This is a genomic window from Cedecea selenatireducens (genome assembly GCF_042138895.1).
GTDB classification, from domain to species: Bacteria; Pseudomonadota; Gammaproteobacteria; order Enterobacterales; family Enterobacteriaceae; genus Cedecea; species Cedecea selenatireducens.
This window is the reverse complement of record NZ_JBHIKW010000003.1, coordinates 66,609-81,877: the sequence shown is the minus strand read 5'-3', so window position 1 is coordinate 81,877 and position 15,269 is coordinate 66,609. Positions and strand designations below refer to the sequence as shown.

Annotated in this window: 14 protein-coding genes; 9 read left to right on the top strand and 5 right to left on the bottom strand. The window is 55.2% G+C overall.

Features of this window, described 5'->3' with window-relative positions; all coding sequences use genetic code 11:
* Position 1: 1 nt before the first annotated feature.
* The 5 genes from fkpB (at position 2) to ACE38U_RS05745 (ending at position 3,878) form a co-directional block, all read left to right on the top strand.
* Positions 2-472, top strand: a complete 471-nt coding sequence (fkpB, locus tag ACE38U_RS05765; protein WP_038475687.1) for an FKBP-type peptidyl-prolyl cis-trans isomerase — start codon at positions 2-4, stop codon at positions 470-472.
* On the top strand, positions 453-1,403 hold the full coding sequence (gene ispH, locus ACE38U_RS05760) for a 4-hydroxy-3-methylbut-2-enyl diphosphate reductase (protein ID WP_375529328.1): 951 nt from the start codon (positions 453-455) through the stop codon (positions 1,401-1,403). The genes fkpB and ispH overlap by 20 nt, the downstream gene beginning before the upstream one ends.
* 71 nt (positions 1,404-1,474) lie before the next feature.
* Positions 1,475-2,392, top strand: a complete 918-nt coding sequence (rihC, locus tag ACE38U_RS05755) for a ribonucleoside hydrolase RihC (protein WP_375529327.1) — start codon at positions 1,475-1,477, stop codon at positions 2,390-2,392.
* Positions 2,393-2,542: 150 nt separating this feature from the next.
* Positions 2,543-3,103 (top strand): glucose-6-phosphate isomerase family protein, encoded by a 561-nt coding sequence (locus ACE38U_RS05750; protein ID WP_038475683.1) that lies wholly within the window; start codon positions 2,543-2,545, stop codon positions 3,101-3,103.
* A complete protein-coding gene (locus ACE38U_RS05745) occupies positions 3,096-3,878 on the top strand; it encodes a glucose-6-phosphate isomerase family protein (RefSeq protein ID WP_038475681.1) in 783 nt (260 codons plus the stop codon). The genes ACE38U_RS05750 and ACE38U_RS05745 overlap by 8 nt, the downstream gene beginning before the upstream one ends.
* A 36-nt stretch (positions 3,879-3,914) precedes the next feature.
* On the opposite strand, the gene ACE38U_RS05740 is transcribed toward ACE38U_RS05745, so the two are convergent.
* Genes ACE38U_RS05740 through ACE38U_RS05720 form a run of 5 tightly spaced genes read right to left on the bottom strand, consistent with a single transcriptional unit; the run spans position 3,915 to position 8,222 of the window.
* On the bottom strand, positions 3,915-4,733 hold the full coding sequence (locus tag ACE38U_RS05740; RefSeq protein WP_038475679.1) for a PTS system mannose/fructose/sorbose family transporter subunit IID: 819 nt from the start codon (positions 4,731-4,733) through the stop codon (positions 3,915-3,917).
* The gene (locus ACE38U_RS05735) at positions 4,733-5,527 is read right to left on the bottom strand and encodes a PTS mannose/fructose/sorbose/N-acetylgalactosamine transporter subunit IIC (RefSeq protein WP_038475677.1); all 795 of its coding nucleotides are present in this window, start codon (positions 5,525-5,527) and stop codon (positions 4,733-4,735) included. Before ACE38U_RS05735 ends, ACE38U_RS05740 begins: the two co-directional genes overlap by 1 nt.
* Positions 5,528-5,537: 10 nt before the next feature.
* Positions 5,538-6,032, bottom strand: coding sequence for a PTS sugar transporter subunit IIB (locus ACE38U_RS05730; protein ID WP_038475675.1), 495 nt, complete (start codon positions 6,030-6,032; stop codon positions 5,538-5,540).
* A 9-nt stretch (positions 6,033-6,041) separates the two neighbouring features.
* Positions 6,042-6,470, bottom strand: a complete 429-nt coding sequence (locus ACE38U_RS05725; protein WP_038475673.1) for a PTS sugar transporter subunit IIA — start codon at positions 6,468-6,470, stop codon at positions 6,042-6,044.
* 3 nt (positions 6,471-6,473) lie between these two features.
* The gene (locus ACE38U_RS05720) at positions 6,474-8,222 is read right to left on the bottom strand and encodes a class I mannose-6-phosphate isomerase (RefSeq protein ID WP_375529326.1); all 1,749 of its coding nucleotides are present in this window, start codon (positions 8,220-8,222) and stop codon (positions 6,474-6,476) included.
* A 195-nt stretch (positions 8,223-8,417) separates the two neighbouring features.
* Between ACE38U_RS05720 and ACE38U_RS05715 the strand changes: the two genes are divergently transcribed.
* From ACE38U_RS05715 to carB, 4 genes are all read left to right on the top strand, one after another.
* Positions 8,418-9,431: a LacI family DNA-binding transcriptional regulator gene (locus tag ACE38U_RS05715; protein WP_176982191.1), complete on the top strand. Its 1,014-nt coding sequence runs from the start codon at positions 8,418-8,420 to the stop codon at positions 9,429-9,431.
* Positions 9,432-9,584: 153 nt separating this feature from the next.
* Complete coding sequence (gene dapB, locus ACE38U_RS05710; protein ID WP_375529325.1) at positions 9,585-10,406, top strand: 4-hydroxy-tetrahydrodipicolinate reductase; 822 nt, start codon at positions 9,585-9,587, stop codon at positions 10,404-10,406.
* Positions 10,407-10,864: 458 nt separating this feature from the next.
* Positions 10,865-12,013 carry a glutamine-hydrolyzing carbamoyl-phosphate synthase small subunit gene (gene carA, locus ACE38U_RS05705; protein ID WP_038475665.1) on the top strand — a complete coding sequence of 383 codons (1,149 nt, stop codon included), beginning with the start codon at positions 10,865-10,867 and terminating at the stop codon, positions 12,011-12,013.
* 16 nt (positions 12,014-12,029) lie between these two features.
* Complete coding sequence (carB, locus tag ACE38U_RS05700; RefSeq protein ID WP_038475663.1) at positions 12,030-15,254, top strand: carbamoyl-phosphate synthase large subunit; 3,225 nt, start codon at positions 12,030-12,032, stop codon at positions 15,252-15,254.
* The last annotated feature ends 15 nt before the right edge of the window (positions 15,255-15,269 follow it).

Below are 15,269 nucleotides of genomic sequence, written 5' to 3'. Positions count from 1 at the left end.
CATGGCTGAGTCCGTACAAACCAACAGCGCGGTGCTGGTGCATTTCACGCTAAAGCTTGAGGATGGCTCCACAGCGGAGTCAACCCGCGCGAACGGTAAGCCTGCGCTGTTCCGCCTTGGGGATGAGACACTGTCCCCTGGCATGGAAGATCAGCTGGTTGGCCTGAAGGCTGGTGATAAAAAAGCGTTCTCGCTGGCACCAGAGTCGGCCTTTGGCATTCCAAGCCCGGATATGATTCAGTACTTTTCGCGCCGTGAGTTTGTCGAGGCGGGTGAGCCTGAGCCGGGTGCGATTATGCTGTTTACCGCAATGGATGGCAGCGAAATGCCGGGCGTGGTGCGTGAAGTTAACGGCGACTCGATAACCGTGGACTTTAACCATCCGCTTGCCGGGCAGACTATCCATTTTGATATTGAAGTACTGGAAGTTAATCCGGTACTGGAGGCGTTGAATGCAGATCCTGTTGGCTAATCCCAGAGGCTTTTGTGCTGGGGTCGACCGCGCTATCAGCATTGTCGAAAACGCGCTGCAGATTTACGGCGCGCCAATCTACGTTCGCCACGAAGTTGTGCATAACCGCTACGTGGTGGACAGCCTGCGCGAGCGTGGGGCGATTTTCATCGAGCAGATCAGCGAAGTGCCGGACGGCGCGATCCTGATTTTTTCGGCGCACGGCGTTTCTCAGGCGGTGCGTAACGAAGCCAAAAGCCGCGAGCTGACGGTCTTCGATGCCACCTGTCCGCTGGTGACAAAAGTGCATATGGAAGTGGCGCGTGCCAGCCGTCGCGGCGAAGAGTCGATTCTGATCGGCCATGCCGGCCACCCGGAAGTCGAAGGCACCATGGGCCAGTACAGCAACCCGAAAGGCGGAATGTACCTGGTCGAGTCGCCGGATGATGTCTGGACGCTTGAGGTTAAAGACGAAAGCAATCTGTCGTTTATGACCCAGACCACGCTTTCCGTGGACGATACTTCGGACGTGATTGACGCCCTGCGCAAGCGCTTCCCGAAAATCATCGGCCCGCGTAAAGACGACATTTGCTATGCCACCACTAACCGCCAGGAAGCGGTGCGTGCGCTAGCCAGTGAAGCCGATGTGGTGCTGGTTGTAGGGTCTAAAAACTCCTCTAACTCCAACCGCCTTGCCGAACTGGCACAGCGAATGGGGAAGGCGGCCTACCTGATTGATGACGCCGCGGATATCCAGGAATCCTGGGTAAAAGAGGCAAATTGCGTCGGCGTTACCGCCGGGGCTTCTGCGCCGGACGTGCTGGTGCAGAACGTCATTACCCGCCTGCGTGAGCTGGGCGGCAGTGAAGCCCAGGAGCTGACCGGGCGCGAAGAGAACATCGTGTTTGAAGTGCCGCGTGAGCTGCGGGTCGACATCCGTGAAGTAGATTAGCGTCGTCGATTTACGTTTATGAGAAGATGCCAGCTGGTGTATGCCCGCTGGCATTTTTTATGGAGAAAAGCATGACCAGAACCCCGATTATTCTTGATACCGATCCCGGTATCGACGATGCGGTTGCCCTCGCGGCGGCCCTGTTTGCACCCCAGCTGGATTTGAAACTGATCGCCACCGTCGCCGGGAATGTGTCGGTGGAGAAAACCACGCGGAATGCGCTGCAGCTGCTGGAGTTTTGGCAAAAAGATACGCCCGTTGCCAGGGGCGCTTCGGTACCGCTGCTGCGTCCATTGCGGGATGCTGCCTACGTGCACGGCGAATCGGGGATGGAAGGTTATGTCTTTACCGAAACGTCTCGTCATGCGCTGCCGGTGCCCGCATTTCAGGCTATGTACGATTGCCTGATAAACAGCGATGAGCCGGTTACTTTGGTCACCATTGGCCCGCTGACCAACGTCGCTTTGCTGCTGACTCAGTACCCGGAGTGCAAGGCGCGCATTAAGCGTGTGGTTATGATGGGCGGATCTGCGGGGCGAGGGAACTTTACGCCGACCGCCGAATTCAACATCGCTATCGATCCTGAAGCCGCGGCCCGTGTTTTTGAGAGCGGCCTGGAGATAGTCATGTGCGGGCTGGACGTTACCAGCCGGGCCATACTTTCCCCTGAGTACCTGGCTCGCCTGCCTGAGCTGAACCGCACCGGGAAAATGCTGCATGCGCTATTCAGTCATTACCGCAGCGGCAGCATGGAAACCGGGCTGCGAATGCATGATTTGACCGCCATTGCGTGGCTGGTTAAACCCGAACTGTTTCAAACTTACTCTTGTTTCGTTGCGGTGGAAACGCACGGGACTTATACCAGCGGAACCACGGTCGTGGACCTGGAGCATCGCCTGGAGCGCCCGGCAAACGCTCAGGTTGCGTTGGATATCGACGTTCCCGGTTTTCAGGCGTGGGTCTCTGAGGTGCTGGCGCTGGCGCCTTGAGTGGAATCCAGCATAGGGATATTTCGGTGAGCTCTGCCTTCCGGTTCCAGGAGTGTGATTGCGTTCGCAAGCTTGTTCATTCGTCTTCAGGTTAATCGATTAATCTGTTAGTGTGTCGATGAAGTTGTTCTCCTCGGGCCGGAGATAAACATGACACTTTCTACTCTCGTGCCACCCCATGTGGCATGGCAAACGGGCGCGCTGAAAAATGGCCCCGTTATCCGCAAAACCACCGATATAGCCGCGCTGGCTGGCGTTTTTGCCGACACAAAAAGCTGGCAACGATGTGAGCCTGGCCAGGCTGTCTATGATGTTGACGTTCTGCAAACTGAAACTTGCGAAGGTGCGCTTTTTACCGGCGTGACTCACGTACACCCAGGCCGGGTTGGCGATGAGTTTTTTATGACTCGTGGCCATTTTCATGCGCGCCGGGAGCAGGGCGAAGTCTATTTCGGCCTGCGCGGCTGCGGATTATTGCTGCTGCAAAACGAACGAGGTGAAGCCCGGGTCGAGATAGTTACCGCCGGATCCGTGCATATCATTCCCGGGTATACAGCGCACCGGCTCATCAATACGGGCGGCGAAATTCTTTCCGCTCTTGCTGTTTGGCCAACGGTTGCCGGGCATGATTACGCCACTCTGTCGGACGGATTTTCCGTCAGGATCAAGACCGACGGCACTGGCTGGCGCGCGGAGGCTAGCCATGACTGACAGCGTAAAAAAATACGGCCTGGATATGCTGATTCATCATCAGCCTATGGGGTTCAGCTATGGCGAAGAAACGCTGGGGCCTTTGCCTGAAATCCGCACGCTGGATCAAATCCGAGCTTCTCTGCGGGATCCTGAATGTACAGGGCCGGAACAGGTGTATGCGATTGCAATGGACGTCGCCCGGATAAGTGATATTGCCGAACTGAAGAAGCGAATGTTGCTTTTTGGCGTGGTGACCTATGCGTCCGGGCGTTTGGGCGAAGAACCCATTCGCAGCCAGGGGCATATTCATCGGGTCAGCGCTCACAGCGGCTGGTCGCCGCCCGAACTGTATGAAATCTGGCAGGGGAAGGCGATTATCTATATGCAGGAGTTTGTGGCCGACGATCCGGGCCGTTGCTTTGCAATATTGGCTGAAGCTGGCGATAAGGTGCTGGTGCCACCCGGCTGGGCCCATGCTACCGTTTCTGCTTCGCCGCACGAGCCTTTAACGTTTGGGGCGTGGTGCGACAGGGAATACGGTTTTGAATATGAGGCGGTGCGGGCCTACAAGGGGCTGGCGTGGTATCCGATTTTGCAGGATGAGCACGTTGCCTGGCAGCATAACCGACATTATATGCCGGGTCGCCTGCACACGACCTCCCCGCGTAAATATCGGGAGTTTGGGATTACAGATGAGCCGCTATATCAGCAATTTGTGGACGATCCGGCTCGTTTTCAGTTTATTTCAAAACCGGGAATGGTTGCCGAGAAGTGGGTGAATTTTCACCCTTGAAAATGTCCCCTCCTCCGTGCGGAGGAGGGGGTAACGTTAAGCTGCAAATAATCCAACCGCGACACCAAGAGCTGCAATAACCAGCAGCATCAACATTGCCTTAACCGGCGACAGGCCGCGTTTTGCCATCAAATACCAGGTCCCCAGTACCACCACCAGCGGTAAAAGCTGCGGGAAAATACCGTCCAGCATTTGCTGTAAATGGATATTCACGCCGTCTTTAGTGATGAACTCCAGCCCGGTGCCTAATTTGACGTAGCTCGCAGCCACGCCGCCCATCACAAATACGCCGAGCAGCGAAAGCGCTTCGCGCAGCCGGTTTGATTTGCTGCTGACCAGCATCTCAACCGACGTTGAGCCCATCCGGTAGCCTTTAAGGAACAGGAACCACGAGCCGGGAACAATGATTGCCAGCCAGGCCACGCAGTAGAACAGCGGTCCAAGAATATTGCCGCCTGCCGCCAGCGCCATCCCGATGCTTAACAGGATAGGAATCAGCATACCGGGAATCATGGAGTCGCCAATCCCTGCGACCGGCCCCATCAGCCCCACTTTCAGGGTGTTGATGGTTTCACCGTCGATAGGTTCTCCGTTGGCGCGTTTCTCTTCCAGACCCAGCACCATGCCGTTAACGATAGCGCCCAGCTGCGGTTCCGTGTTGTAAAACGACGCATGCCGTTTGAGCATCTCCTTACGCTGCTGAAGATCCGGATAAAGCTTTTTCGCCACGGGCAGCATACTCAGGCAAAAGCCGAAGGATTCCAGGCGTTCGAAGCTCATTGAAGAAAGGTTATACATCATCCAGCTGCGCCAGCAGCGGCGCAGATCCTGGCGGGTGAGTTTGCGATCTTCCATCAGAATTCATCCTCGTCATCGGCCGGTTTCGCCGTATTTGCTGGCTGTGGCTCTGGCTTGTAGTTGTAATGGATTAGGGCTAAAAGGCTGCCGACGATAACCAGCGCCACCATATTTAGCTTCAGGAAAACGATGCAGATAAAGCCCACCAGGAAGTAGATCAGCATGCTGTAGTTTTTGATGATTTGCTTCAACAGAATGGCGATGCCTACCGCAGGCAGAATGCCGCCGAGCACGTTCATCGTCGATAGCACGACGTGTGGCAGGCTATCCATAAATCCATTGATGTACTGTGCGCCAAAATAGACGGCGATGAAGGTCGGCACAAAGCGCATCAGGAAGTTGGTGGCCTGGGGCCAGATGGCGCTGTTGAGGTAAATACCGCGCTCATCACCTTTCTCCAGTGCAATGTCCGCCCGATGGTTCCACCACGAGTTCAGCACCAGCATGGCGTTAAACAGTACCGTGCCCGCAATGCCGATGGTCGCGGCAAGCGCTACGGCCACTTCCGGCCCTTTATTCGATAAGATCCCCAGCGCAATCGCCGGGAAGGCGACAAAGTTAAGGTCTGCCGGCATCGATCCTCCGGGGGTTACCATCGCAATGTAGACCGCCTGCACGGCCACGCCGATGATAATCCCGGTTTGCACATCGCCAAGGATAAACCCCACCAGCATGCCTGAAACCAGCGGGCGGGTAATCAGATACCAGCCGCCGGTGAGCCCGAGCAGCCAGGGGCTGCTGAGCGCACCGAGGTAACAGAGAATGCCGATTAACGCAGCTTCAAAAGCCATGATGCACTCCTTATTTTATTTTTTGACGGGCGTCCTGCCAGCTATAGCAGCTTGCGTCCGGCACCAGGCGAAACTCAATCTGATGCCCACGCTCTGCCAGATAGTCGAATGCCGAAGCTTCTTCTCCGCTGACCGCCTGGTTTGGCCCAATAGTGGTGGTGTTGGCGCGGGCGCTCATCGGCCCAACGTTAATTTTACGGTTAGCGTTTTGCAGGCTGACGCCCGCCTGCTCGATGCGCTGAAGCGTGACCGGTGACTTGCCAATCACGAAATAGCGCTTTTCGCTGGCGATGATTTTCGGCAGCTTCTCAATGGCGGTGGCGGTATCGAACAGCCAGACTTTGGTATCCTGTACCGCGCCTTTCATCACTGAGGAAAGCAGCGGATCGGCTGCGACGGCGTCATCAATGGCCACGATACCGTCACAGGGCAGCTCTTTTGCCCATCGGGTGATCAACTGACCGTGGATCACCCGGTCGTCAATCCGTACAAATGAAATACTCATCTTGCCCCCTTAAAAATCATCAGATTGCTGGGTTTCAACCAGGCGAGCCTGAACAACCGCATCTTTCGTTTGCTCAAGCAGTACGGCGGCGGCTTGTTCTACGTCGGTGAGTGTTTTTTGCTCGTCGCTGAGTAACAGCATCGGGAAGTTAACGCCGCCCAGCACCGCGATTGGCGGTGTCGTTGAGGGAGCGAATGCATGATGGCAGGCAACATTCCACGGCGTACCGCTCTGTAAATCGCACAGCACCAGTACGCCGTCAGCACCTTTGCTTGCTTGCTGAAGCACGCCAGCAAACTCATCCTGGAAGCCGTTGATGCCCTTGGTTTCGCTCAACATAACCGGAAAAACGTGCGGCAGTTCGCCGTAGACCATGCGTGCGGTTGCCAGCATCGCCTCCGCCAGCGGACCGTGTGTTGCAAGAATGACGTTAATCATGATTTATCCCCTTACCCAGGCTTTCATCGTGGCGAGCTGCTGCCCGACGCCCTCGCCATAAGGTGAGATTCGATATTCGCCCACGGCGGCCGGAACGATGAATGTTTCCGCATAATGAACAACAAACGGTTCAAAGGCGTGAGTTGGGCTTTCCACCACCGCTTCGCTGCCCTCCACCAGATTAAGCACGTTCACGCCACCGTGAGTGTGGTGCGTAACCGGCTTGCTGAACCAGTGGCGCCGGGTTTCAATAAACTCACGCTCATGAAGCCCGGTTCGTTCTTCGTGCCAGCCATCTCCCTCGGCTATTGGCTCGAAATGGTTTATCAGATGCTGTTCGACCCAGCGCGTATCCCTCTGCCAGTCGATAACTTGAGCACCGTGTTCCAGATGCACGGGGCGCGGTAAACCATCCAGCCCCAGTCGGCCCCAGTCCCACAGTTTGAAGGTGAAGATGTAAGGCGTGGCGCTGATTTCCAGCACCATAGCGCCTGAGCCAGAACAGTGAACGGTACCCGCAGGGATCAGGAAATGGTCGTGCTTGTGCGCCGGGAAACGATTAACAAATTTCTCGTCATCAAAGGTCTTTTCACCGCGCTGAGCGGCGGCAAGATCGTCCAGCATTTCCTGCGGGTTGATGCCAGTTTTGGTCCCCAGATAGACCTCTGCTCCCGGCTCGGCTTCCAGCAGGTAGTAGCTTTCATCCTGGGTGTAATGCATGCCGAAATGCTGTTGGATGTACTCGGTCAGCGGATGAACCTGAAAGCTGAGATTCTGACCGCCGACGGTATCCAGAAAATCAAAGCGGATCGGGAACTCTGCGCCAAAACGAGCATGAACTTTTTCGCCAAGCAGCGGGCGAGGGTAGAGCAGCACCAGATCCTGAGAGGGGATCTCGATCCGCACGTCACCGATACGCAGTAACAGGCTGTTTTCCTCGGGCACACAGTCAAAACACCATGCGTAGTTTGGCTTCGAGGGATCGAGATCGAATTTTTCCTTCATCCACTGTCCGCCCCAGACTCCAGGGTCGAAGAAGGGCACGACGCGGAAAGGCTGCCGGGTTGTTTGCTGTAACGCGTGGCGCAGTGCCTCGCCCGTCACCAGGGCTGGGGAATCCTTCTGATTGGTATCCAACAGAAAATTCGCGCGTTTCAGCAACGGCGTTTTATGGCGGTCGAACACGCGCCATTCAATAAAGAAGGCGCGTTTGTAGCGGCGCAGTATATCTTCGTGCTGATTCTCCGTTCCCCAGTTGCCCAGCTCGCCGCTTCGGAAACGCTGCTGGATCTCCCAGCGCGCCAGGTCGGCATACACCAGCACATCACCTTCATGAACCAGCGCGGCACCGGAGCCATAAACCACCGCCAGGCCAGCATCCATTTCCTCTATTTCATGCTGCATCTGCGCCAGCTTCTCAGCGTCGAAAAACTCGATAAGCTGGTGGCAGGAGAGGACGCCAAAAACGCGATCGTCGGTCAGATTTCCGGCCAGCAGGTCATGCAGATGCTGCTCGCTGTGGCGTGCCTCTTCGACATTAATGACTCTTGCCGGACATAGCTCATCAATGAGCTGTGGGCGTAACTCGTCCAGGCGTACACCTGGATAACAATCGATCACCAGCACGGTTTTTCCGCTTTGAGAAAGCGTCGACTTTACCGCCTGGGCGATCGCCTCCCAGCCCTGGCAGGCGTGGCCGGCATACTCAGCAACCTGGACTTCAGGAAATTTGTTATACGCTGCCTGTTTCATAAGTACTCCCTGTTTTCATTTAAGATAAGATTAATCGATTAACCTTTTTTGAACAGAGTGGTAAACATGATTAACCCGCCATTTTTCGCAATGATGAGGATTTTTACCGGCTATCTGTGATGGCTTTCACATAGAAAGATGCAAGTTTCAGGTTATTCGATTAATCTTTGCTGATATTGATTTCAAGGAGGGCCGATGACTTCTGTAACTCTTGCTCAGGTCGCTGAGCGGGCGGGTGTCTCAACCGCAACCGTATCGATGGTGCTACGAAATCGTGGGCGTATTTCAGATGCCACCCGGCAGCGGGTATTACTCACGCTGGATGAGATGGGGTATGTGTATAACCAGACCGCCGCCAATTTGCGTAACAGAACCAGTAATCAGGTGGGGCTGTTACTGCATGATATTACCAACCCTTTTTATGGTGAAATGACCGCCGGGCTAAGCCATGAGATGGAGCGTCACGATCTGCTGCTTTTTCTGGCAAACAGCGAAGAGTCCTGCGAACGCCAGCAGAAATTTGTCGACTCTCTGATGCGTAATAATGCCTGCGGCATGGTGCTTTGTGGTGCGAGAGAGACTCCGCCGCTGTTCTTTGAAACGCTGAGAAGAAGAAACATCCCGGCGATTATGGTGGTTCGTCCCTTTGAGGATGTCGATTTCGACTTCGTTGGCACCGATAATTTCCTGGGAACACAGTTGGCTACTCAGCATTTGTTACGCCTCGGGCATAGGCATATTGCTTTTATCGGCGGGAGCAACGGCTCTACCAGCCGGGCGCAGCGTATCGGTGGGTATACCAGCAAGCTGCTGGAGCACAATATTCAGCCTGAAAGCGAATGGATTGTGGCCTCGCAGGCCTCTCAAAGTGACGGCGCCAGAGTCGCAGAAGGGCTTTTTACCCGTTTCCCGCAGATCACCGCGGCGGTGTGTTACCAGGATATTGTCGCCCTGGGCGTGATGCAGACGCTGCGCAAGATGGGGCGTGTTGTCGGAAAAGATTTTGCGCTCGTTGGGTTCGATGACGTGACCGAAGCATCGCTGGTACAGCCTGCGCTTACCACGGTCTCTGTCGCCGCTAAAGAGATTGGCCGCAAAGCAGGAGAGCTGCTTTATAGCCGAATTCAGGGAAACGATGAGCCGGCAAAAAGAATTATTTTGCCGCCGACGCTTATCGTCCGCGAGTCATGCGGTTTTAGTCAGAATTAAGCCTTATTAATTAAATGGTTTTAATGTCCGTTATTGATAACTGACGGGCCATGACAGTAAATTCTAATTATGGGTGTTTTCGGCTGGCGGCCCGGCAGCGGGCTGGTTAACCTGAGAGCGTTTCTACGAATTATTTAACCAAAGAGTAATGATATGCATGATGCACAGATTCGCGTAGCCATCGCGGGAGCGGGCGGCCGTATGGGGCGCCAGTTAATTCAGGCGGCTCTGCAGCTGGACGGCGTCCAGCTTGGCGCTGCGCTTGAGCGCCCGGGATCTTCTCTGGTCGGCAGCGACGCGGGTGAACTGGCCGGTGTGGCTAAAACCGGCGTGCTGGTGAGCGATAGCCTGGACGCGGTAGCTAATGATTTCGACGTCTTTATTGATTTTACCCGCCCGGAAGGGACGCTGGCTCACCTCGCATTTTGCCTCAAGCATGGCAAAGGCATGGTTATCGGCACGACGGGTTTTGATGATGCCGGCAAGCAGGCTATTAACGATGCGGCGCGTGAGATCCCGATTGTCTTCGCGGCGAACTTTAGCGTGGGCGTGAACGTGATGCTGAAGCTGCTCGAGAAAGCGGCCAGGGTCATGGGCGATTACACCGATATCGAAATCATTGAGGCGCATCACCGTTACAAAGTGGACGCTCCCTCCGGCACCGCGCTGGCAATGGGCGAGGCTATTGCCCAGGCGATGGACAAAGATCTCAAAGACTGCGCGGTTTACTCTCGGGAAGGGCATACCGGTGAGCGAGTGCCTGGCACAATTGGTTTTGCTACCGTGCGTGCGGGCGACATTGTCGGGGAGCATACCGCGATGTTTGCAGATATTGGGGAGCGCGTTGAGATTACCCATAAGGCTTCAAGCCGCATGACCTTTGCTAATGGCGCGGTTCGTTCCGCTTCGTGGCTTAAAGGTAAAAAGAACGGTATTTTTGATATGAGAGACGTGCTTGATCTCAATAATTTGTAGTTAAACCTATCCTTATAAATGTGGTTGTTTGTTTTTAATTGATTGATTTTAGGGTGATTTATATCACCCTTTTGTTTTTATAAGCTACTTGATTTATAAGTGTTCATTTGTGCTTAAAATTAGCGGTTATCTCTCTTTTTTGTGTTGTTGTAATGTTAATTTTGACCATCTGGTCTACTTTTTCACTGCTATCCCATCACTTTTCCACTATTCATAGCCGGCAACCGATTACTTTTCCCTGGTTAGCTGGTTATTTTGACCCTCGAATCAGATATTTTTACTCTGAGCGGCGAAATAGACATAAAAACTTCGTCTTAAGGTAGACTTTCGCCCGGCTTGTCTCTAGAATGCCGCCGTTTGCCAAAAATCCGTAGGGCAGACGCTTTTTGCATTTGATTCAGCCGTTAGTTTTGAATTAATATGCGAATAAATTGAATGTTTATTCCCTGGAGGACGTTTTGATTAAGTCAGCGCTGTTGGTTCTGGAAGACGGAACCCAATTCCACGGTCGGGCCATTGGGGCATCGGGTACGGCAGTGGGTGAAGTCGTTTTCAATACCTCATTGACCGGTTATCAAGAAATCCTCACTGATCCTTCCTACTCCCGCCAGATCGTCACTCTTACTTATCCTCATATCGGCAATGTCGGCACCAATGAAGCCGACGAAGAATCCTCCCAGGTCCATGCGCAAGGCCTCGTCATTCGTGACCTGCCGCTGATTGCCAGCAACTTCAGAAGCACCGAAGACCTTTCTTCTTACCTTAAGCGCCATAACATCGTGGCCATTGCCGATATCGATACCCGCAAGCTGACCCGCCTGCTGCGTGAAAAAGGTGCTCAGAACGGCTGCATTATCGCGGGCGATAACGTAGACGCGGCCCTGGCGCTGGAAAAAGCGAAAGCGTTCCCTGGCCTGAACGGCATGGACCTCGCCAAAGAAGTGACGACCAAAGAAGCTTACACCTGGCAGCAGGGGAGCTGGACCCTTGAAGGCAATCTGCCGGAAGCGGCAAAAGCAGAAGATTTACCTTTCCACGTAGTGGCTTATGACTACGGCGCAAAACGCAATATTCTGCGCATGTTAGTCGACAGAGGCTGCCGCCTGACGGTTGTTCCGGCACAAACGCCGGCGGAAGAAGTGTTGAAGATGAACCCGGATGGCATCTTCCTTTCTAACGGCCCTGGCGACCCGGCACCTTGCGACTACGCCATTAGCGCAATCAAATCCTTCCTGGAGACAGACATTCCTGTCTTTGGGATTTGCCTCGGCCACCAGCTGCTGGCGCTGGCGAGCGGCGCTAACACCGTGAAGATGAAGTTTGGTCACCACGGCGGTAACCACCCGGTGAAAGACCTGGATAAAGACTGCGTGATGATCACCGCCCAGAACCACGGTTTTGCGGTGGATGAGACGACGCTGCCTGCCAACCTGCGTGTAACGCACAAATCTCTGTTCGATGGCACCCTTCAGGGCATCCATCGCACCGATAAAGCCGCGTTCAGCTTCCAGGGCCACCCTGAAGCCAGCCCGGGGCCGCACGATGCCGCGCCGCTGTTCGACCACTTTATCGAACTTATCGAGCAATACCGTAACACCGCTAAATAATCAGGAGCGAAATAAAATGCCAAAACGTACAGATATAAAAAGCATCCTGATCCTCGGTGCCGGCCCGATTGTTATCGGCCAGGCCTGTGAGTTCGACTACTCTGGTGCTCAGGCTTGTAAAGCGCTGCGTGAAGAGGGTTACCGCGTTATTCTGGTGAACTCCAACCCGGCAACCATCATGACCGACCCGGAAATGGCTGATGCGACCTACATCGAGCCTATTCACTGGGAAGTGGTGCGCAAAATCATCGAAAAAGAGCGCCCGGACGCGGTGCTGCCAACCATGGGCGGCCAGACCGCGCTGAACTGTGCGCTGGAGCTTGAGCGCCAGGGCGTGCTGGAAGAGTTCGGCGTCACCATGATCGGCGCCACCGCAGACGCTATCGACAAGGCTGAAGATCGCCGTCGCTTCGACATCGCGATGAAAAAAATCGGCCTCGACACCGCGCGCTCCGGCATTGCACATAATATGGAAGAAGCGCTGGCCGTTGCGGCCGACGTGGGCTATCCGTGCATCATCCGCCCCTCCTTTACTATGGGTGGCTCCGGCGGCGGTATCGCCTATAACCGCGAAGAATTTGAAGAGATTTGCGAGCGCGGCCTGGATCTCTCCCCAACCAAAGAGCTGCTGATTGATGAATCGCTGATCGGCTGGAAAGAGTACGAGATGGAAGTGGTGCGTGATAAAAACGACAACTGCATCATCGTCTGCTCTATCGAAAACTTCGACCCGATGGGCATTCATACCGGTGACTCAATTACCGTGGCGCCAGCGCAAACGCTGACCGATAAAGAATACCAAATCATGCGTAACGCCTCGATGGCGGTGCTGCGTGAGATCGGCGTGGAAACCGGGGGCTCAAACGTTCAGTTCTCCGTTAACCCGAAGACTGGCCGCCTGATCATCATCGAGATGAACCCACGCGTGTCCCGTTCCTCCGCGCTGGCGTCTAAAGCAACGGGCTTCCCGATTGCAAAAGTTGCCGCGAAGCTGGCGGTAGGTTATACCCTCGACGAGCTGATGAACGACATCACCGGCGGCCGCACTCCGGCTTCCTTCGAGCCTTCCATCGACTATGTCGTGACCAAGATCCCTCGCTTTAACTTCGAGAAATTTGCCGGCGCAAACGACCGCCTGACCACCCAGATGAAATCCGTGGGTGAAGTCATGGCTATCGGCCGCACCCAGCAAGAGTCCCTGCAGAAAGCGCTGCGTGGCCTGGAAGTTGGTGCCATGGGCTTTGACCCGAAAGTCAGCCTGGATGACCCGGAAGCGCTGACCAAAATTCGTCGCGAGCTGAAAGACGCAGGCGCCGAGCGTATCTGGTATGTGGCAGACGCGTTCCGTGCGGGCCTGTCCGTAGACGGCGTGTTCAACCTGACCAACATCGACCGCTGGTTCCTGGTGCAGATTGAAGAGCTGGTGCGCCTGGAAGAGCAGGTGGCTGAAATTGGTATCACCGGCCTGACCCACGACTTCCTGCGGATGCTGAAGCGCAAAGGTTTTGCGGATGCGCGTCTGGCGAAACTGGCTGGCGTTCGTGAATCCGAAGTTCGCAAACTGCGTGAGCAATATAACCTGCACCCTGTCTATAAGCGCGTGGATACCTGTGCGGCAGAGTTTGCTACCGACACCGCTTACATGTACTCCACGTACGAAGATGAGTGTGAAGCTAACCCGAACAACGACCGCGATAAAATCATGGTGCTGGGCGGTGGTCCAAACCGCATCGGCCAGGGCATTGAGTTCGACTATTGCTGCGTACACGCCTCTCTGGCGCTGCGCGAAGATGGTTACGAAACCATCATGGTTAACTGCAACCCGGAAACCGTCTCCACCGACTACGACACTTCCGACCGCCTCTACTTTGAGCCGGTGACTCTGGAAGACGTGCTGGAAATCGTCCGCGTTGAGAAACCGAAGGGCGTTATCGTGCAGTATGGCGGCCAGACTCCGCTGAAGCTGGCTCGTGCGCTGGAAGCGGCCGGTGTGCCGGTTATCGGCACCAGCCCGGATGCTATCGACCGTGCGGAAGACCGTGAGCGCTTCCAGCATGCCGTTGAACGCCTGAAGCTGAAGCAGCCTGCTAACGCCACCGTGACGGCCATTGAGCAGGCCGTAGAGAAAGCCGTGCAGATTGGTTACCCGCTGGTGGTTCGTCCTTCTTACGTGCTGGGCGGCCGTGCGATGGAAATCGTCTACGATGAAGCGGACCTTCGCCGCTACTTCCAGACTGCGGTTAGCGTCTCTAACGACGCCCCGGTGTTGCTCGACCGCTTCCTTGATGACGCGGTTGAAGTGGACGTGGACGCCATTTGTGACGGTGAAACCGTACTGATTGGCGGCATCATGGAACACATTGAGCAGGCGGGCGTTCACTCCGGTGACTCTGCGTGTTCTCTGCCGGCTTACACTTTGAGCCAGGAAATCCAGGACGTAATGCGCCAGCAGGTGCAGAAGCTGGCCTTCGAGCTGCAGGTGCGCGGTCTGATGAACGTGCAGTTTGCGGTGAAGGACAACGAGGTTTACCTGATTGAAGTTAACCCGCGTGCCGCGCGTACCGTGCCGTTTGTTTCCAAAGCAACAGGCGTGCCGCTGGCGAAAGTTGCCGCTCGCGTCATGGCAGGTAAAACGCTGGTTGAGCAGGGCGTGACCAAAGAAATCATTCCACCGTACTACTCGGTGAAAGAAGTGGTGCTGCCGTTCAACAAATTCCCAGGCGTTGACCCGCTGTTAGGGCCAGAAATGCGCTCTACCGGGGAAGTGATGGGCGTGGGCCGTACCTTCGCTGAAGCTTTCTCTAAAGCGATGCTGGGCAGCCAGTCCACGATGCGTAAGCCGGGCCGCGCGCTTCTCTCCGTGCGTGAGGGCGATAAAGAGCGCGTAGTAGACCTGGCCGCTAAGCTGCTGAAACAGGGCTTCGAGCTGGATGCTACCCACGGTACCGCGATTGTTCTGGGTGAAGCTGGCATCAACCCACGCCTGGTGAACAAGGTGCATGAAGGGCGTCCGCACATTCAGGACCGTATCAAGAATGGCGAATACACCTACATCATCAACACCACCGCGGGCCGCCAGGCGATTGAAGATTCCAAGCTGATTCGCCGCAGCGCGCTGCAGTACAAAGTGCATTACGACACCACGCTGAACGGCGGCTTCGCTACGGCGATGGCGCTGAACGCAGATGCCACCGAGAAGGTGATCTCGGTGCAGGAAATGCACGCGCAGATTAAGGGCTGATACTCATCAGCCTGA